Origin of the sequence: Thermohalobaculum xanthum (genome assembly GCF_016623495.1) — a bacterium.
Classification (GTDB): Bacteria; Pseudomonadota; Alphaproteobacteria; order Rhodobacterales; family Rhodobacteraceae; genus Thermohalobaculum; species Thermohalobaculum xanthum.
Genome location: NZ_JAEHHL010000009.1, coordinates 21,806 through 40,417, shown reverse-complemented (window position 1 = coordinate 40,417; position 18,612 = coordinate 21,806). Strand labels below are relative to the sequence as shown.

20 protein-coding genes are annotated in these 18,612 nt (G+C 69.6%); 16 read left to right on the top strand and 4 right to left on the bottom strand.

Annotated features, from left to right (window positions below; genetic code table 11):
- Nucleotide 1: 1 nt before the first annotated feature.
- On the bottom strand, nt 2-679 hold the full coding sequence (locus tag H0I76_RS14875; RefSeq protein ID WP_200611339.1) for a rhomboid family intramembrane serine protease: 678 nt from the start codon (nt 677-679) through the stop codon (nt 2-4).
- Between the two features lie 142 nt (nt 680-821).
- Here H0I76_RS14875 and trpS point away from each other — a divergent pair, with 142 nt between their 5' ends.
- The 14 genes from trpS to trpA all read left to right on the top strand — a co-directional run bounded on the left by trpS (nt 822) and on the right by trpA (nt 13,851).
- Entirely contained in the window at nt 822-1,868 is a 1,047-nt protein-coding gene (gene trpS, locus H0I76_RS14870; RefSeq protein WP_200611337.1) for a tryptophan--tRNA ligase, read from the top strand.
- 6 nt (nt 1,869-1,874) lie between these two features.
- A complete protein-coding gene (locus H0I76_RS14865; RefSeq protein WP_200611335.1) occupies nt 1,875-2,705 on the top strand; it encodes a hypothetical protein in 831 nt (276 codons plus the stop codon).
- Nucleotides 2,706-2,827: 122 nt separating this feature from the next.
- Complete coding sequence (locus H0I76_RS14860) at nt 2,828-4,453, top strand: AMP-binding protein (RefSeq protein ID WP_200611334.1); 1,626 nt, start codon at nt 2,828-2,830, stop codon at nt 4,451-4,453.
- 105 nt (nt 4,454-4,558) lie between these two features.
- Entirely contained in the window at nt 4,559-5,896 is a 1,338-nt protein-coding gene (gene aroA / locus H0I76_RS14855) for a 3-phosphoshikimate 1-carboxyvinyltransferase (protein ID WP_200611333.1), read from the top strand.
- On the top strand, nt 5,893-6,537 hold the full coding sequence (gene cmk / locus H0I76_RS14850; protein ID WP_200611332.1) for a (d)CMP kinase: 645 nt from the start codon (nt 5,893-5,895) through the stop codon (nt 6,535-6,537). Before aroA ends, cmk begins: the two co-directional genes overlap by 4 nt.
- Nucleotides 6,538-6,648: 111 nt before the next feature.
- Complete coding sequence (gene rpsA, locus H0I76_RS14845; RefSeq protein WP_200611330.1) at nt 6,649-8,334, top strand: 30S ribosomal protein S1; 1,686 nt, start codon at nt 6,649-6,651, stop codon at nt 8,332-8,334.
- Nucleotides 8,335-8,365: 31 nt separating this feature from the next.
- Nucleotides 8,366-9,274: a signal peptide peptidase SppA gene (gene sppA / locus H0I76_RS14840; protein ID WP_200611326.1), complete on the top strand. Its 909-nt coding sequence runs from the start codon at nt 8,366-8,368 to the stop codon at nt 9,272-9,274.
- 131 nt (nt 9,275-9,405) lie between these two features.
- Entirely contained in the window at nt 9,406-9,690 is a 285-nt protein-coding gene (ihfB, locus tag H0I76_RS14835; protein ID WP_200611325.1) for an integration host factor subunit beta, read from the top strand.
- Nucleotides 9,691-9,719: 29 nt separating this feature from the next.
- Nucleotides 9,720-10,058, top strand: a complete 339-nt coding sequence (locus H0I76_RS14830; RefSeq protein WP_200611323.1) for a lipopolysaccharide assembly protein LapA domain-containing protein — start codon at nt 9,720-9,722, stop codon at nt 10,056-10,058.
- A gap of 50 nt (nt 10,059-10,108) precedes the next feature.
- Nucleotides 10,109-10,741 carry a phosphoribosylanthranilate isomerase gene (locus H0I76_RS14825; protein ID WP_200611321.1) on the top strand — a complete coding sequence of 211 codons (633 nt, stop codon included), beginning with the start codon at nt 10,109-10,111 and terminating at the stop codon, nt 10,739-10,741.
- Nucleotides 10,742-10,849: 108 nt separating this feature from the next.
- Complete coding sequence (locus H0I76_RS14820; RefSeq protein ID WP_200611319.1) at nt 10,850-11,293, top strand: GNAT family N-acetyltransferase; 444 nt, start codon at nt 10,850-10,852, stop codon at nt 11,291-11,293.
- Between the two features lie 63 nt (nt 11,294-11,356).
- Nucleotides 11,357-12,577, top strand: coding sequence for a tryptophan synthase subunit beta (gene trpB / locus H0I76_RS14815; RefSeq protein WP_200611317.1), 1,221 nt, complete (start codon nt 11,357-11,359; stop codon nt 12,575-12,577).
- A gap of 13 nt (nt 12,578-12,590) precedes the next feature.
- The gene (locus H0I76_RS14810; RefSeq protein WP_200611315.1) at nt 12,591-12,971 is read left to right on the top strand and encodes a DUF2158 domain-containing protein; all 381 of its coding nucleotides are present in this window, start codon (nt 12,591-12,593) and stop codon (nt 12,969-12,971) included.
- 88 nt (nt 12,972-13,059) lie between these two features.
- A complete protein-coding gene (gene trpA / locus H0I76_RS14805; RefSeq protein ID WP_200611313.1) occupies nt 13,060-13,851 on the top strand; it encodes a tryptophan synthase subunit alpha in 792 nt (263 codons plus the stop codon).
- Nucleotides 13,852-13,976: 125 nt separating this feature from the next.
- Here the strand turns inward: trpA and H0I76_RS14800 are convergent, their stop codons facing one another.
- Nucleotides 13,977-14,834: a branched-chain amino acid aminotransferase gene (locus H0I76_RS14800; protein WP_200611311.1), complete on the bottom strand. Its 858-nt coding sequence runs from the start codon at nt 14,832-14,834 to the stop codon at nt 13,977-13,979.
- Nucleotides 14,835-15,001: 167 nt separating this feature from the next.
- Between H0I76_RS14800 and accD the strand changes: the two genes are divergently transcribed.
- Complete coding sequence (gene accD, locus H0I76_RS14795) at nt 15,002-15,943, top strand: acetyl-CoA carboxylase, carboxyltransferase subunit beta (RefSeq protein ID WP_200611309.1); 942 nt, start codon at nt 15,002-15,004, stop codon at nt 15,941-15,943.
- 6 nt (nt 15,944-15,949) lie between these two features.
- A complete protein-coding gene (locus tag H0I76_RS14790; RefSeq protein ID WP_234455349.1) occupies nt 15,950-17,248 on the top strand; it encodes a bifunctional folylpolyglutamate synthase/dihydrofolate synthase in 1,299 nt (432 codons plus the stop codon).
- Between the two features lie 21 nt (nt 17,249-17,269).
- Here H0I76_RS14790 and H0I76_RS14785 read toward each other — a convergent pair whose 3' ends face one another.
- Nucleotides 17,270-17,947, bottom strand: coding sequence for a DUF938 domain-containing protein (locus tag H0I76_RS14785; protein WP_200611307.1), 678 nt, complete (start codon nt 17,945-17,947; stop codon nt 17,270-17,272).
- A 31-nt stretch (nt 17,948-17,978) separates the two neighbouring features.
- Nucleotides 17,979-18,473 (bottom strand): translation initiation factor IF-3, encoded by a 495-nt coding sequence (gene infC, locus H0I76_RS14780; RefSeq protein ID WP_325166468.1) that lies wholly within the window; start codon nt 18,471-18,473, stop codon nt 17,979-17,981.
- Nucleotides 18,474-18,612: the final 139 nt, after the last annotated feature.

The window sequence follows — 18,612 nt, the reverse complement described above, 5'->3', positions numbered from 1 at the left end:
GTCACCGCGGCATCATCGGGCGCGGGGGCCAGACCCGCGCCATCAGCCAGCCGGCGATGAAGCCGCCCAGATGCGCCTGCCATGCCAGCGCGCCGCCTATGCCGATGAAGCCCAGCGCCATCAAGGCGTTGATCGCCGCCAACCCGACCACCAGGCGCCAGACCGGCGCCGTGGACATGCCCAGCGCCGCCAGCGTCCTGAGCCGCCAGGCCGTCACCGTTCCCAGGAACCCGAAGACCGCGCCCGATGCGCCGACCAGCGGCCATTGCGTGTCCGTGAGCAGCCCGAACACGATCGCCCCGGCCGCCGCGCTGATCGCAAACAGCGCAACCGTGCGCCCGATCCCGATGTTGCGGCTGATGGCGTGACCCAGCGCAAGGTAGATCGCGCCGTTCAGCACCAGGTGCAGCCAGCCGCCATGCAGGAAGGCATAGGTCACGAGCGACCAGACCAGCTGCGGATCGAGCGCGATGCCCTGGCGCGCGAGCTCGAACTGGCCGTCGAAGAAGGCGAACATCGTGTAGACCCAGACGCGGTGAAAGATCTGGGGCGCCATGCCGTGATCGGCGGCGCTCATCAGCGCCTCGATCGCGACCATGACCCCAAGCATCGCCCACAGCATCGGGTGGACCGGGATGCCTGCGGCGGGGCGGGGCCAGAATGTGGGGCTATCGCTCATGGTTGGGCGTTCTAGCGCGGGATGCGTGCGCCCGCCAGTGCGCGCGGCCGCCCGGCTTGACGAAGTGTCCGGCCGCGCGCATTAAGTCCGGCGCATTCACGATGCGCCCGCTGCCGGGCGAAACCACGGGGACAGGACAACCATGACCGAGGCCGCCGCACCGACCGCGACCCACACCCCGCGCATCTTCTCGGGCGTGCAGCCCACGGGGGCGCTGACGCTGGGCAACTATCTCGGCGCGCTCAAGCGTTTCGTCGAGATGCAGGACAATGCGGGGATGGAGACGATCTACTGCATCGTCGATCTCCACGCCATCACCCTGTGGCAGGAGCCCGAGAGCCTGCGCCAGGCCATTCGCGCCGTCGCGGCCGCCTACCTCGCCTCGGGCCTCGACCCGAAGAAATCGATCATCTTCAACCAGAGCCAGGTCAGCGCCCATGCCGAGCTGGGCTGGGTCTGCTCCTGCGTCGTGCGGCTTGGCTGGCTGAACCGCATGACCCAGTTCAAGGACAAGGCCGGCAAGCACGCCGAGGCCGCCTCGGGCGGACTCTACATGTATCCCGCGCTGATGGCGGCGGACATCCTCGCTTACCGCGCGACGCACGTGCCGGTGGGCGAGGACCAGAAGCAGCATCTCGAGCTTGCGCGCGACATCGCGGCCAAGTTCAACAACGATTTCAACGTGCCCGACTTCTTCCCGCTGCCCGAACCGATGATCGGCGGCCCCGCGCCGCGCGTCATGAGCCTGCGCGACGGCACCAAGAAGATGTCGAAGTCCGACCCCTCGGACATGAGCCGCATCAACCTGACCGACGACGCCGACACCATCGCCGCCAAGATCCGCAAGGCCAAGACCGACCCCGAGCCGCTGCCCGAGACGCTGGAAGGGCTCGAGGGCCGGCCGGAGGCGCGCAACCTCGTCGGCATCATGGCGGCGCTGACCGACCGCACCGCCGAGGACGTGCTGGCCGAGTTCGCCGGCCAGGGCTTCGGCGCCTTCAAGCCCAGGCTTGCCGAGGCGGCGGTCGCGCATCTGTCGCCCCTGACGGCCGAGATGAACCGCCTGCTGGCGGATCCCGCCGAGATCGACCGGGTGCTGGGCGACGGGGCCGAGCGCGCCGACGCCATCGCGCGCCCGATCATGGCCGAGGTCTTCGACGTCGTGGGCTTCCTGCGCTCGCGCGGTTGACGGCGGATGCCCGACTGGCTGGCGCTCAGGCTCGGGATTGCCTGGCGGCTGCGGCGCAACGCGATCCTCGCGGGCTTCGGGTCGGTCGCGGCGGCGATCCTGCTGGCGGCTCTGGGCGTGCTGCGGGAGAATGCGCCGCCGGAACTCTCGCTGCCCATGGCGCTTGCGGTGCTGATCCTGGGAACGGCCCTCTCGGCGGTCGCCTTCGTCCTGATCGTGATTTTGCCCTTCCTGCGCAACCTGACGCTTCCCTTCCTGATCTGCGGGACCACCGCCCTCGTCGCCGCCGCGGCGCTCCCGGGTGACGGCAGTCTCGCCTCCGCCGGCCGCTTCCTGCTGGTGATCGGGGTGCTGGTCGCGATCTACGCCCTGCCGGTTCCATTCGCCTTCACCTTCCGCGCACGGCGGCACATGGATGTCGCGCCCGCGCGGCTCCGCACGGCGCTCGACATTCGGGAACCCGGCTACTGGGACGAGACCGCCCGGATCGTGGCCACGGACCCGGATGATCCCGCCAACCTCGACCTCCGCATCGAGCGCCGGGGCACGCGCGGACTTTCGATGCGGCTCCGCGTTCTCGAGGATACGCCGCGCCGGATCGTGACGCAGCAGTGGTCGCCGTCCTGGCCCTGCTTCGAGGTGGTGGTGACGGCCGAGGTCACCCCCGATGGCGACGGCGCGATCCTCGATTACGCCGAGCGCGTGCGCCGCGCGACCTTCATGACGCTCGCCATGATGTGGCTCGACCGCGCCGTCGAGGATCTCGTCGAGGATATCGGCGACATCCTCACGGGATGCCCGCGCCGCTCGCGCCGCGCCTTCGAGCTCCCCTCCTGAGCATTGCGGCCCCGGCCGACAGGCCGCCTCGCGCCATCTTGTGCGCCGGATCTCCGAGCGCGATTGCGCGGGCGACGGCGGTCGTCTAGCGTTCCCGCCCACGGCCTGGGACGGAGAGGAACATGGTCGAGGTCACGCGTGCCGAAAGCTGGGACGCGATGCGCGCCGCGCACCGCTGGCAGGTCCCGCAGCACTACAACATCGCCTGGGATGTCTGCGAGCGATGGGCGCGGACCAATCCGGATCGGCTCGCGCTCCTCTACCTGCGCCCCGACGGCCAGGTGCGGAACTACAGCTACGCCCAGCTTGCGCGCGCCGCGCGGCGGCTGGCCAATGCGCTGGCCGAGCACGGGCTGCGGCGGGGCGACAGGATTTCGGTGCTGTTGCCGCAGATGCCCGAGACCATCATCACCCATATCGCCGCCTACATGATGGGCGCGGTGGTGGTGCCGGTCTTCACCCTGTTCGGCGAGGACGCACTGGAATACCGGCTTGCCGACTCGGGCGCGCGGATGGCGGTCACCGATGCCGCCAACCTGCCCAAGCTGATGGCTGTCCGCGACCGCCTGCCGGACCTTGGTACCGTCTTCTCGGTCGATCGCCCCGGCGATGGCGCCTGGGGCTTCTGGCAGGAGCTGGGCAAGGCCCGCGACGATTTCACGGTCGCCAAGACGGGGCCCGATGATCCGGCCTTCATCTCCTACACCTCGGGCACGACGGGCCCGCCCAAGGGCGCATTGCACGGTCACCGCGTGCTCTTGGGCCATGTGCCTGCCGTGACCCTGACGCACGAGTTCTTTCCGCAGGCCGGCGATCGCGCCTGGACGCCGGCCGACTGGGCCTGGATCGGCGGGCTGTGCAACATGGCGCTTCCCGCCCTGCGCGCGGGCGTCACCCTGGTCGCGCACCGCATGGAGAAGTTCGACCCCGAGCGTGCCTTCGACCTGACTGCGCGGCACGAGGTGCGCAACTCCTTCATCCCGCCGACCGCGCTGCGGATGATGCGCACGGTGCCCGACCCGGCCCGCTTCGGGGCGCGGCTGCGCAGCGTGGGCTCGGGCGGCGAGGCGCTCGGCGCCGAGATGATCGACTGGGGCCGCGAGGCGCTGGGGCTCACGATCAACGAGTTCTACGGCCAGACCGAATGCAACCTGGTGCTCGGCAACTGCGCCAGCGTGATGGAGGTCAGGCCCGGATCCATGGGCAAGCCGTTTCCCGGCTCCGAGGTCGCGATCCTCGGCCCGGACGGCGAGGTGCTGGGGCCGGGCGCGACCGGCGAGATCGCGATCCGGCGCGGCGATCCGGCGATGTTCCTCGAATACTGGAAGCAGCCTGCCAAGACGGCCGAGAAATTCGTCGGCGACTGGATGCTGACCGGCGACGAGGGCCGGGTCGACGACGACGGCTATTTCTTCTACGCCTCGCGCACCGACGATGTGATCACCTCGGCGGGCTACCGCATCGGGCCCAGCGAGATCGAGACCTGCCTCGCCGGCCACCCGTCGGTCGCGCTTGCCGCCTGCATCGGCGTGCCCGACCCGGTCCGCACCGAGATCGTGAAGGCCTATGTCACGCTCAAGCCCGGCGCCGAGCCCAGCGACGCGCTGGTCGACGAGCTCAAGGCGCTGGTGCGCACGCGGATCAGCCCGCATGTCGCACCGCGCGCGGTCGCGTTCATCGACCAGATGCCGGTGACCGCCACGGGCAAGATCATGCGCCGCGAGCTCAGGGCGCGCGAGAAGGTCTGACGCCGCTCGCACGGCGCGGGGCCCGGACGCCATGGCGCGAGTGGACGGGGCCAACCCCCGCCGATATAGGAGACGCGTGACCGCGCATCCCGAGGGAGCCTCCCCATGACCAGCCACCAGCCCCGCCCCGCGACCGCGCACAGATCGAGCGGGCTCTCGGGCAGCGCGACCATCCCCGGCGACAAGTCGGTCTCGCACCGGGCGCTGATCTTCGGCACGCTGGCCGTCGGCGAGACCCGCGTGACGGGCCTGCTCGAGGGCGAGGACGTGCTTGGAACCGCCCAGGCGATGCGCGCCTTCGGGGCGCAGGTGATCCGCACCGACCGCGGCGCCTGGACCATCCATGGCCTCGGCGTCGGCGGTCTGATGGAGCCCGAGGATGTGATCGACTGCGGCAATGCCGGCACTGGCGTGCGGCTGATCATGGGCATGATGGCGACCTGCCCGATCAGCGCGACCTTCACCGGGGATGCCTCGCTCAGGCGCCGGCCGATGGGGCGCATCCTCGACCCACTGCGGCTCTTCGGCGCGACCTCGATGGGCCGCGACGGGGGCCTCCTGCCGCTGACCCTGAGGGGCGCGGCCGACCCGGTGCCGGTGGAATACGCGCTCCCCGTCCCCTCGGCCCAGGTCAAGTCAGCGGTGCTGTTCGCGGGCCTCAACGCGCCCGGCGAGACGGTCGTGATCGAACGCGAGGCGACGCGCGACCATACCGAGCGGATGCTGCACGGCTTCGGTGCCGAGGTCGCGGTCGAGGATCTGCCCGAGGGCCGCGTCATCCGGCTCAGGGGCCGGCCCGAGCTTCGCCCCCAGACCATCGCCGTGCCGCGCGACCCCTCCTCGGCCGCGTTCCCGGTGGTGGCCGCGCTGATCGCCGAGGGCTCGGAGATCGTGGTCCCCAACATCTGCCTCAACCCGACGCGCGCGGGGCTCTACCAGACGCTGGCCGAGATGGGCGCCGACATCGTGCACGACAACCCGCGCGAGGAGGGTGGCGAGCCGGTCGCCGACCTGCGCGTGCGTCACGGCGGCACGCTCAGGGGCATCGAGGTGCCGCCCGACCGCGCGCCCTCGATGATCGACGAATACCCCGTGCTCGCCTGCCTCGCGGCCTATGCCGAGGGCGACACGGTCATGCGCGGCATCGGCGAGCTTCGGGTGAAGGAATCCGACCGCATCGCCGCGGTGGTGGCGGGGCTGCGCGCCAACGGCGTCGAGGTGACCGAGGAGCCCGACGGCATGATCGTCCACGGCACGGGCAAGGTGTCCGGCGGCGGCACGGTCGCAACCCATCTCGATCACCGCATCGCCATGAGCTTCCTGTGCCTCGGGCTCGGCGCGGACAAGCCCGTGACGGTCGACGACGCCGGGCCGATCGCCACCAGCTTCCCCAGCTTCATGGGCCTGATGCACACGCTCGGCGCCGGGATCGAGGCGGCATGAGCTTCGTCGTCGCCATCGACGGGCCGGCGGCGGCGGGCAAGGGCACGATCGGGCGCCGCATTGCCGAGCGGTTCGGCTTCGCGCATCTCGACACGGGGCTGCTTTACAGGGCGGTGGGCAAACGGGCGATCGACATCGGCCGCGGCGTGATCGACGACGGCGTGGCCGAGATCGTGGCCCGCGAGCTGACGCCAGCCGATCTCGACCAGCCCGGCCTGCGGTCGATCCTGGTGGCGCGCGCGGCCTCGAAGGTCGCGGCCCTTCCGGCAGTGCGCAAGGCGCTCCTGGACTTCCAGCGCGATTTCGCGCGGCGGCCCGAGGGCGTCGTGCTGGACGGGCGCGACATCGGCACGGTGATCTGCCCCGACGCGGCGGTGAAGCTTTTCGTCACCGCCAGCGCCGAGGAACGCGCCCGCCGCCGCCAGGCCGAGCTCGCAGCCAAGGGCGAGGCGCCCAGCTTCGAGCGCGTCCTGGCCGACGTGCGCGACCGCGATGCCCGCGATGCCGCCCGCGCCGACGCGCCGATGGTGCAGGCCTCCGATGCGATCTTGCTGGACACGACCGAGTTGGATATAGAGACGGCCGTCGCAAAGGCGGCCGAGATAATCGAGCAGGCACTGAGTCGCGCGGGACGAAGCTGAGCCCCGCGAATCAGGCCTGTTTTGTTTCGTGCCCCTGAACTGACTGTCAACAAGACCGCCGGACCCAACCGGCTGGCCTGTGAAAACGACGATCGAAGGAGAACTGAACGCATGTCCGCACTTGCCTCCATGGAGGAATTCGAGGCCCTTCTCAACGAGAGCCTCGACAAGGAGACCCCCGAAGAAGGTTCCGTCGTTAGGGGAACCGTCATCGCGGTCGAGAACGGCCAGGCCGTGATCGACATCGGCTTCAAGGTCGAAGGCCGCGTTGACCTCAAGGAATTCGCCTCGCCCGGACGCCCTGCCGAACTGTCGGTCGGCGATGAGGTCGAGGTCTATCTCGAGCGCGTCGAGAATGCCCGCGGCGAGGCCGCGATCAGCCGCGACAAGGCGCGCCGCGAAGAGGCGTGGGACCGGCTCGAGGCCGCCAACGACAAGCAGGAGCGCGTCGAGGGCACCATCTTCGGCCGCGTGAAGGGCGGCTTCACCGTCGATCTCGGCGGCGCCGTGGCCTTCCTGCCCGGCAGCCAGATCGACGTGCGCCCGGTGCGCGACGTGGGCCCGCTCATGGGCATGCCACAGCCCTTCCAGATCCTCAAGATGGACCGCCGCCGCGGGAACATCGTGGTGTCGCGCCGTGCCGTGCTCGAGGAGAGCCGCGCCGAGCAGCGTGCCGAGATCGTCGCCAAGCTGTCGGAAGGCGATATCGTCGACGGCGTGGTCAAGAACGTCACCGATTACGGCGCGTTCGTGGACCTCGGCGGCGTCGATGGCCTGCTGCACGTGACCGACATGGCCTGGCGCCGCGTCAACCACCCGTCCGAGATCCTGAACATCGGCGAGACCGTCAAGGTCCAGGTGATCAAGGTCAACAAGGACACCCAGCGCATCAGCCTCGGCATGAAGCAGCTGCAGGCCGATCCGTGGGAGAGCGTGGCGCAAAAGTATCCGGCCGGCTCGAAGTGGACCGGGCGCGTCACCAACATCACCGACTACGGCGCGTTCGTCGAACTGGAGCCCGGTGTCGAGGGTCTCGTGCACGTCTCCGAGATGTCCTGGACCAAGAAGAACGTCCATCCGGGCAAGATCGTCTCCACCTCCCAGGAGGTCGAGGTCATGGTGCTCGACGTCGATCCGCAGAAGCGGCGCGTCTCGCTTGGCCTCAAGCAGTGCATGGGCAACCCCTGGGATACCTTTGCCGAGACGCATCCCGCCGGCACCGAGGTCGAGGGCGAGGTCAAGAACATCACCGAGTTCGGCCTCTTCATCGGTCTCGAGGGCGACATCGACGGCATGGTGCACCTCTCGGATCTCAGCTGGGATCAGGCCGGCGAGCAGGCGATCCAGGAGTTCCGCCGCGGCGACGTCGTCAAGGCGGTGGTCCTCGACGTCGACACCGAGAAGGAGCGCATCTCGCTCGGTATCAAGCAGCTCCAGGGCGATCCCTTCGCCGAGGCGACCAAGGGCGTAAAGCGTGGCGCCACGGTCACCGTCACGGTCACCAAGATCGAGGACGGCGGCGTCGAGGTCGAGTACGACGGCATGAAGGCCTTCATTCGCCGTTCGGACCTTGCCCGCGACCGCCAGGACCAGCGCCCCGAGCGCTTCCAGGTCGGCGACCGGATCGATGCGCGCATCACCAACATCGACAAGGCGACCCGCAAGCTGTCGCTCTCGATCAAGGCGCGCGAGATCGCCGAGGAGAAGGAGGCTGTCGAGCAGTATGGCTCCTCCGACTCGGGCGCCTCGCTGGGCGATATCCTCGGTGCTGCCCTGAAGCAGCAGCAGGACAATTGACGCAGGCCGGGTCGCAGTCCAAATCTAAGGCATGACTGCGACCTCGGACCTCATCATCGAGCGGCGCCGCATGCGGCGCCGCCTTGCCTTCTGGCGGATCCTCGCCATCGTCGCCCTGGCGGCGGTGGCCATCGTCCTGATCCCCCGCCCCTCCGGCGGCGTGCGCGGCGACCATGTCGCCCGCGTCTCGATCGACGGCATCATCACCGACGACCGCGACCGCGACGCCTCGCTTGCCAAGCTGGCGAAGGACGACAACGTCCGCGCCCTCCTTGTCCGGATCAACAGCCCCGGCGGCACCGTTGCCGGCTCCGAGGCGCTCTACCAGTCGCTGCGCGCCGTCGCGGCCGAGAAGCCGGTGGTCGCGGTGATGGCCGAGGCCGCCGCCTCGGGCGGCTACGTCACCGCCATCGCCGCGGACCACATCGTGGCGCGCGCCACAACGCTCACGGGCTCGATCGGCGTCGTTGCCGAGGCGCCCAACTTCACCGGGCTGCTCGACACGCTCGGCATCTCGGTGATGCGCACCAAGTCGGCGCCGCTCAAGGCCGAGCCCTCGATCCTCACCGAGCCCGCGCCCGGCGCGATCGCTGCCCAGCAGTCGCTGATCGACGACAGCTTCGTGTGGTTCCGCGATCTCGTCGCCGAGCGCCGCAAGCTCTCCGGCGCCGAGCTTGCGGCGGTGACCGATGGCCGCGCCTTCACCGGCCGCCAGGCGCTGGATCTTGGCCTGATCGACGCCATCGGCGGCGAGGAGGTCGCGCGCGCCTGGCTTGATTCGGAGCATGGCGTGCCCGAGAGCATGAAGATCAGCGACTGGACCTGGGACGAACCCAAATTCCCCTGGCCCGTCGCCGGGATCGAGGACCGCCTGTTCGGCCGATCGCAGATCGATCTTCTGCTCGGGGTCGGGCCGCGGCTGTTTGCGGTTATTCAGTAGCCGAATGACATCAAGGCGTTGACGTGGCACCAACGCGCGTGACAGCCTTTGGCGCAATCAGAAGTCGGGCATGGGCCCGATGCGCGTCGGTCAGGCCGAAACGGGCGCGCCGCAGTGGCCGGGGGGATGGAATGATCAAATCGGAACTGATCCAGAGGCTCGCCGAGGATAACCCTCACCTGTTCCAGCGGGATGTCGAGCGCATCGTCTCGACCGTTTTCGACGAGATCACCAACGCGCTCGCCCGCGGCGACCGGGTCGAGCTGCGCGGCTTCGGCGCCTTCTCGGTGAAGAAGCGCGACGCGCGCACGGGCCGCAACCCCCGCACCGGCGAGGCGGTGCCCGTGCCGGAAAAGTCCGTCCCCTTCTTCAAGGCCGGCAAGGAACTGCGCGAGCGGATGAACACCTCCGACTGACACACTCGCGCGCTTCGTGAGAGGACGAGATGCTGAGACTGATCAAGTGGGCGATCCTCGCCACGATCTGCGTGGCGCTGGTCATTCTGGGCGTGGCGAACATGGCGCCGGTCGACCTGCACCTGCTGCCCGCGAGCATCGTCAAGACCGATCTCGTGCTCACCGGGGTGCCGCTTGCCGCCGTGATCCTGGTGGCGATCCTGGTGGGCGTCGTGCTCGGCGAGCTGTTCGAGTGGCTGCGTGAGCACAAGCACCGCCGCCGCGCGTCCGAGCGCAGCCGCGAGGTCGAGCGCCTGAAGGGCGAGATCGCCGCGCTCAAGCGCCGCCACGGCGTGAAGGACGACCTGCCGCGCATCGCGGCCCAGTAAGCGATACCCGGCAAGCGATACTCGGCGCGAGCCTCCCTGGAAGACCTGTCATGCGTGTGAAGATCTGCGGCCTCCGGACGCCCGAAGGCGTCGCCGCCGCCGTTTCGGCGGGCGCGCGCTATGTGGGCTTCGTCTTCTTCCCCCCCTCGCCCCGCGCGGTCGGGCCGGCCGAGGCGCGCCTGCTCGCGCTCGACGTGCCGCCGGGCGTGGCCAAGGTCGGCCTGTTCGTCGATCCGGGTGACGACCTGCTCGACGAGGTGCTGGCGGTCGTGCCGCTCGACATGATCCAGCTGCATGGCGAGGAACCGCCCGAGCGCGTCGCCGAGATCCGCCGCCGCCACGGCCTGCCGGTGATGAAGGCGGTGGGCATCCGCGACGCGGGCGACCTTGACCAGATCGAGCGCTACGCCACGGTGGCCGACCAGCTTCTGATCGACGCCAAGCCGCCGAAGGGCGCGCCCCTGCCCGGCGGCAACGCGGTTCCGTTCGACTGGCGACTGATCGCCGGCCGCCGCTGGCCGGTCCCGTGGATGCTGGCAGGCGGCCTCACGCCCGCGAATGTCGCCGAGGCGGTGCGCCTGACCGGCGCGCAGCAAGTCGATGTCTCGTCGGGCGTCGAGAGCGCGCCCGGGGTGAAGGACGACGAGAAGATCCGGGCTTTCGTCGCCGCCGCGACGGCCTGACGCCGCGGTTCGGGCAGGAGCTCGCGGTGCCGGTCCACGCCGCGTTCACCCGGTAGAGCCGACGTGCGAAGCTGCGCCGGCGGCGCGGAGATCGCGGGGTGAGAGGACATGACACGGTTTCGCGAGGCCACCGCCGGCGATCTCGACGCCGTCGTCGCGCTGCTCGCCGATGATGGTCTCGGCAAGGGCCGCGAGGCGCCCGGTGATCCCGTCTATGCCGAGGCCTTCGCCCGGATGTCGGCGCAGCCCGGCAACCTCTGCCTGGTGGCCGAGGACGCGGGCGCGATCGTCGGCTGCCTGCAGCTCACGGTGATCCACGGCCTCTCGCGCAAGGGCGCCTCGCGCGCGCAGATCGAGGGCGTCCGCGTGGCGGCGCGCCGGCGCGGCACCGGGCTTGGCCAGGCTCTGATCCGCGAGGCCATCGCCCGGGCCCGCGACGCGGGCTGCGGTCTCGTCCAGCTGACCACCGACATGCGCCGCGAGGACGCGCACCGGTTCTACGAGGCGCTCGGGTTCCGCGGCACCCATCTGGGGATGAAACTGGAACTCTGACTCGACCGCCGGGGGCAGAGGCACTAAAGAAGGCCGGTTGCCGACCAGGAGCATGACAGGACCATGAACGACACCACGCCGAACAGCTACCGCACCGGGCCCGACGAGCGCGGCCGTTTCGGCATCTTCGGCGGGCGCTTCGTTTCCGAGACGCTGATGCCGCTGATCCTCGATCTCGAGGCGGAATACGAGAAGGCCAAGACCGACCCCGGCTTCTGGGCCGAGATGGACGATCTGTGGACCCACTACGTCGGACGCCCCTCGCCGCTCTACTACGCCGAGCGGCTGACCGAGGAGCTGGGCGGCGCCAAGATCTACATGAAGCGCGACGAGCTCAACCACACCGGCGCGCACAAGATCAACAACGTGCTGGGCCAGATCCTGCTCGCCCGCCGCATGGGCAAGACCCGCATCATCGCCGAGACCGGCGCCGGCCAGCACGGCGTCGCGACCGCCACCGTCTGCGCCCGTTTCGGGCTCGAATGCATCGTCTTCATGGGCGCGACCGATGTCGAGCGCCAGAAGCCCAACGTCTTCCGCATGAAGCTGCTGGGCGCCAAAGTCGTGCCCGTGACCTCGGGCCGCGCGACGCTCAAGGACGCGATGAACGAGGCTCTGCGCGACTGGGTCACCAATGTCGAGAACACCTTCTACTGCATCGGCACGGTTGCCGGCCCGCACCCCTACCCGGCGATGGTGCGCGACTTCCAGTCGATCATCGGCAAGGAGACGCGCGCGCAGATGATGGAGCGCGAAGGCCGCCTGCCCGACACGCTGGTGGCCTGCATCGGCGGCGGCTCGAACGCCATGGGGCTGTTCCATCCCTTCCTCGACGACCCCGAGGTCAGGATCATCGGCGTCGAGGCCGGCGGCCATGGCGTCGACGACCGGATGGAGCACGCCGCCTCGCTCACGGGCGGCCGGCCGGGCGTGCTGCATGGCAACCGCACCTACCTGTTGCAGGATGCCGACGGCCAGATCCTCGAGGGGCATTCGATCTCGGCCGGGCTCGACTATCCGGGCATCGGTCCCGAGCATTCCTGGCTGCACGACATGGGCCGGGTCGAGTATGTCAGCGTGACCGACGACGAGGCGCTGGCGGCATTCCAGCTTTCATGCCGCACCGAAGGCATCATTCCGGCTCTTGAACCCAGCCACGCTTTGGCGCATGTGGCCAAGCTTGCGCCGACCCTGCCGCGCGAGAACCTTCTGGTGATGAACATGTGCGGCCGGGGCGACAAGGACATCTTCACGGTTGCCGAGGCGCTCGGCTCCAAGATCTGAAAGGACCACTGACGTGGCCAAGTTCGACATCGGGGATCTCGTGGTCCTCAAATCCGGCTCGATGCGCATGTGCGTGGAAGCCACCGACGGCGACGCGATCTCTTGCGTCTGGTGCAACGAGGGCGCGATCGGCCGCGACACCTTCGACGTCCGCCTGCTCAACAAGTGGGAAGTGCGCGAGGATTCAGGCCCCCGCGAGCGGCGCGGCCCGCCGCGCGACCGCGACGGCGATGATCGCCCGGCGCGCAAGCCCTATGACCGCGACCGCGGCGGCGACGACCGTCCGGCCCGCAAGCCGCGCGCATCCGACCGCGACGGCGACGAGCGTCCCGCGCGCAAGACCGGCTGGGACGGCAAGCCGCGCGAGAAGAAGTACTACCGCAAGGACGACTGATCGGCGGCCGCCCGCGCAAGCGGGCGCCGCCCTTCGGGCGCATGCCGGCACCGATCCGGCGCAGGGTGAACTGGGGGAGACCGGCTGAATGTCCCGCATCGACGCGAAATTCGCGGCACTCAAGGCCGAGGGCAAGGCCGCCTTCGTCAGCTTCGTGATGGCGGGCGACCCGGACTACGAGACCTCGCTTGCCATCGTGAAGGGCCTGCCCGCCGCGGGCGTCGACGTGATCGAGCTCGGCATGCCCTTTACCGACCCGATGGCCGACGGGCCGGCGATCCAGCTTGCCGGGCAGCGCGCCCTCGCGGGCGGCATGACGCTGGGGCGCGTGCTCGAGATGGTGCGCAGCTTCCGCGTCGACGACCAGACCACGCCGATCATCCTGATGGGCTACTACAACCCGATCTACTCGATGGGCGTCGAGCGCTTCGTCGCGGCCGCGAAGGATGCGGGCGTCGACGGGCTGATCGTGGTCGACTTGCCGCCCGAGGAGGATGACGAGCTCTGCCTGCCGGCCAATGCGGCGGGGCTCAACTTCATCCGCCTCGCGACCCCCACGACGGACGACACCCGTCTGCCGGCGGTCGCGCGCAACACCAGCGGTTTCGTCTACTACGTCTCGATCACCGGCATCACCGGCGCGGCCTCGGCCAGCGCGGCCAGGGTGGCGCCCGAGGTCGATCGCGTGCGCAAGGCCACCGGGCTTCCGGTCTGCGTGGGCTTCGGCGTCAAGACGCCCGAGGCCTCGGCCGAGATCGCCGGGGTCGCCGACGGCGTCGTCGTGGGCTCGGCCATCATCGAGCGCATCGCCGCGGGCGAGGACACGGCGTCGGTTCTGGCCTTCGTGAAGTCCCTCACCGAGGCAGCGCACGGGGCGTGACGGCCGTGCGCTGGGAGTGCCGCATGCCCGGCGCTCACACGCGAAGACCGTGAGATCTGTTTTAAATCAGACAGATAACACCATTTTCACGCGTGAAAGCGTCTCCGCGGCGCCGCGATGCGGGCTTATTGCCCGTGGGCGTACTCCCAGTAAAGCTCGCGCGCCCGGCGCGCCATCGGCCCGTACTGCATGTCGCGCTCCTCGAAACGCGTGACCGGCAGCACCTTGTTGGCGTTCCCGGTCGAGAAGATCTCGTCCGCCGCCTGGAAATCGTCGAGCGTCAGGGTCTTCTCGGTCACCGTGACGCCATCGTCGCGCAGCAGCGCGATGATCCGCTGGCGGGTGATGCCGTTGAGAAAGCAGCCGGTCGGAACCGGCGTGAACACCTCGCCATCGCGCGCCATGAAGATGTTCGCGGTCGCGGTCTCGGCGACATTGCCGAGCATGTCGAGCACGATGGCGTTGTCATAGCCCTTCGCCCGCACCTCGCGCAGCATCCGCGCGTTGTTGGGATAGAGGCAGCCGGCCTTGAGGTCGGTCGGCATGCACTCGATGGTCGGCCGGCGAAAGCGCGTGGGCGCAATCGAGAAGCCGTTCGGCCCCGACATGGGGCGCGCCTCGAGGCACAGCGCGAAGGCCGTCGTCTCGGCCTGCGGCAGGATCATCGAGTAGCCGCCCTCGCGCGCCCACAGCATCGGCCGGATGTAGATGGCGGCATCGGCCGGGAACTTCGCGATCCCCTCGCGCGCCAGGGCTGTCATTTCCTCGTCCGAGATCGGCGGCGTGAGCCCCATGCGGCGCGCGCTCTCGTTGGCGCGGGCGCAGTGCAGGTCGAGATCGGGCGCCACCCCCTCGAAGGCGCGGGCGCCGTCGAAGACGACCGAGCCGAGCCAGGTGCCGTGATCGGCGGCTCCGAGGATCGGCACGTTGCCTTCCTGCCAGCGTCCTTCGAACCAGGTCCAGATCGCAGCGCCACCGCTCATCACCATCCTCCGTGTTGCCGGCGGCACAATGCCCCGCAAACCGCCGCCGCTCAAGCGGTTGCGCGCGCTCGTGCCGCGCCATCCCGGCGCCACGCCCGCGCGGCCCGATTGCAACCGGGGGCGCGGGAGGCTATCTAGCCCAAACCGTCGCCGAAGGGGTCGCGCGCATGAACTGGATCACCGATTACGTCCCGCCGAAGATCAAGTCGTTCTTCCAGCGGCGCGAGATGCCGGAGAACCTCTGGCACAAATGCGACAGCTGCGGGCAAATGCTGTTCCATCGCGACCTCGCCGAGGCGCTGAACGTCTGTACCTCGTGCGGCCATCACATGGCGATCACGCCGCGCGAGCGCTTCCACGCGCTGTTCGACCATGGCGCCTTCAGCGAGGTCCAGGTGCCCGAGGCGCTGGCCGACCCGCTGCATTTCCGCGACGAGAAGCGCTACACCGATCGGATGAAGGACGCCCGCCGCAAGACCGGCGAGAACGAGGCGATGCTGGTCGCCAAGGGCACCATCTACGGGCTCCAGACCGTCTGCGCCGGCCAGGACTTCAGCTTCATGGGCGGCTCGATGGGCATGCATGTGGGCAACGCGCTGCTTGCCGCGGCCGACGCCGCCGTCGAGGCGCGCGCGCCGCTCGTGGTCTTCGCCGCGGCCGGCGGCGCGCGGATGCAGGAGGGTATTCTCAGCCTGATGCAGATGCCGCGCAGCACGATCGCCGTGGCCCAGGTCAAGGATGCGGGATTGCCCTTCGTCGTGGTCCTCACGAACCCGACCACCGGCGGCGTGACGGCGTCCTACGCGATGCTGGGCGACGTGCACATCGCCGAGCCCGACGCGCTCATCTGCTTTGCCGGGCCGCGCGTGATCGAGCAGACGATCCGCGAGACCCTGCCCGAAGGGTTTCAGCGCTCGGAATACCTGCTCGACCACGGGATGATCGACCGCGTGGTCAAGCGCGGCGAGATGCGCGAGGAGCTGGGGCGCATCCTGCGCCTCCTGATGGGGCTGCCGCCGGCGGTGCATGGCGAGCTTCCCCCCCCACCGCCGGAGAGCGCCAAGGCGGCACCCGTCAAAGCCGAGAAACCCACGCGCGAGGACGGCTGACACCAGATGCGCGACATGGTTCCGAGCGACGCGATCCTCGATCGCCTGCTCACGCTCCATCCCAAGGTCATCGACCTCACGCTCGACCGGGTCGAGCGCCTGCTTGCCCGTCTGGGACATCCCGAGCGCGCGCTGCCGCCCGTCGTCCACGTTGCCGGCACCAACGGCAAAGGCTCGACCATCGCGATGATCCGGGCCGGGCTCGAGGCGGCCGGCAACCGCACCCACGTCTATACCTCGCCGCACCTGGCGCGCTTCCACGAGCGGATCCGCGTGGCCGGCCAGCTGATCGACGAGCCCACGCTCGCCGCCCTGCTCGAGGAATGCGAACGCGTCAACGGGACCGAGCCCATCACCTTCTTCGAGATCACCACGGCGGCGGCGTTTCTTGCCTTCGCGCGGGTTCCCGCCGACTGGCTGCTGCTCGAGGTCGGCCTTGGCGGCCGGCTCGACGCGACCAATGTCATCCCCGATCCGGCGCTGACGGTCATCACCCCGGTGTCGATCGACCATCAGCAGTATCTGGGCGAAACCCTTGCCGAGATCGCCGCCGAGAAGGCCGGCATCCTCAAGCCCGGTGTTACCTGCATCGTCGGGCTACAGCCCGACGAGGCGCGCGCGGTCATCGAGGCGCGCGCGGCGGCGGTCGGCGCACCGCTCCTGATCCACGGGCAGGACTGGATGGCGCGGGCCGAGCGCGGGCGCCTCGTCTACGAGGATGACGCGGGACTGCTCGATCTGGATGCGCCGGTGCTGCCCGGACCGCATCAGATCGAGAATGCCGGGGCCGCGATCGCGGCGTTGCGACGTCTGGGCATGGACGAGGCGGCCTGCGCCGCGGCCGTCGCCCGCGCCGAGTGGCCGGCCCGCATGCAGCGCCTGCGCAGTGGTCCGCTGGTCGAGGCGCTTCCCGCGGGGGTCGAACTCTGGCTCGATGGCGGCCACAACGCCTCGGCGGGTGCCGCGATCGCCCAGACGCTCGACGCGATGGCAGCACAGGGCGCGCACCCCGTGCCCGTGCACCTGGTCGTCGGCATGATCGACACCAAGGCGGCCGAGGATTTCCTGCGTCCACTGGCCGGCCGCGTCGGCCGCGTGGCATGCGTGACGATCCCCGCAACGGCGGCCGCGATCCCGGCCGACACGCTCGCCGCCCGTGCCCGCGCCGCCGGTCATGATGCGGTGTCGGCGCCATCGGTCGAGGCGGCGCTCGCGCATGTGCTCGACGGGGCTGAGGCACCCGTGCGCGTGCTCATCTGCGGCTCGCTCTACCTCGCCGGGCAGGTGTTGGCGGGAAACGGCTGACGCCAGCGTTGCGCGCGGCTCTCAGCCGCGCGTGAAGACCACCAGCCGGTTGTTCGACGGCATCGCGATCACCTGCACGGCCCCGAAGCCGGCGTCACGCGCGAGGGCCGCCACATCGTCCAGGTCACGCACGCCCCATTCCGGGTTCTCGGCGCGCAGCGCCGCGTCGAAACGCGCGTTGCCCTCGCCGGTATGGCGCCCGCCCTCGGCGAAGGGGCCATAGAGGATCAGGCGTCCGCCCTGCCCGAGCGCGCGGCTCGCGCCCGCCACGATCCCCTGCGCGACCGACCACGGCGCGATGTGCACCACGTTCATCGAGAAGATTGCCGCGAGCGGCCCCAGCGCCACGACCTCGGCCATTCCGGCCCAGTCGCCCGCCGCGTCGAGATCGATCGGCGCGTCGAGATTGTCGGCCTCCGCCCAGCGACGCCAGGCCGCGATGCTGACGCGGTGCTCGGGCACCGGGTCCGAGGGGGCCCAGCGCAGCTTCGGAAAGGCCTGCGCGAAGAAGGCCGCGTGCTGCCCGGTGCCCGATCCGATCTCGAGCAGCGTGGCAGAACGCGATCCGACAACAGGCTCCAGCGCCGCGCGGATCGGCTCGGCATTGCGCTCGAAGCTCGGGGAGAACATCCGGCCGTCCTGTGCAGAATCGACGTTGGCCGGCGAGTAGCGATGGATGTGCCGCGGCGGCGTGGTCATGGCTCGCGACCGCCGCGCCAGATTGCCCGGGTCAGCTTTTCGCCGCCGCGATGACCATGGTCATCTGCCGGCCTTCCAGCTTGGGGAACGATTCGACCTTGCCGATCTCGGTCACGTCTTCCGCAATCTTCTGCAGGAGTTCGCGGCCCAGTTCCTGGTGCGCCATCTCGCGCCCGCGGAACCGCAGGGTGATCTTCACCTTGTCACCCTCGCCGAGGAACTTGTGCACCGAGCGCATCTTCACCTCGTAATCATGGGTGTCGATGTTCGGCCGGAACTTGACTTCCTTGACCTCGATGACCTTCTGCTTCTTGCGCGCCTCGGCGGCCTTCTTCTGCTGCTCGTACTTGAACTTGCCGAAGTCCATGATCTTGCAGACAGGCGGCGTCGCGTTCGGCGAGATCTCGACCAGGTCGAGCCCGACTTCCTGCGCCATCTCGAGCGCGCGCTGCGGGCTGACGAGGCCCACATTGTTGCCTTCGTGGTCGATCAGGCGGATTTCGGGATTGCGGATCTGGCGATTGATGCGCGGACCCGTCTCGCGGGTCGGGGGCGCATTGTGCGGGCGTCTGGCTATGGGTCACTCTCCTTGATGGCATCGGCTCGCGCCGACAGAATCGCACCGCCGCCCCTTGAAGGGGCGGCCGCGAGTGCGCGTTATACAA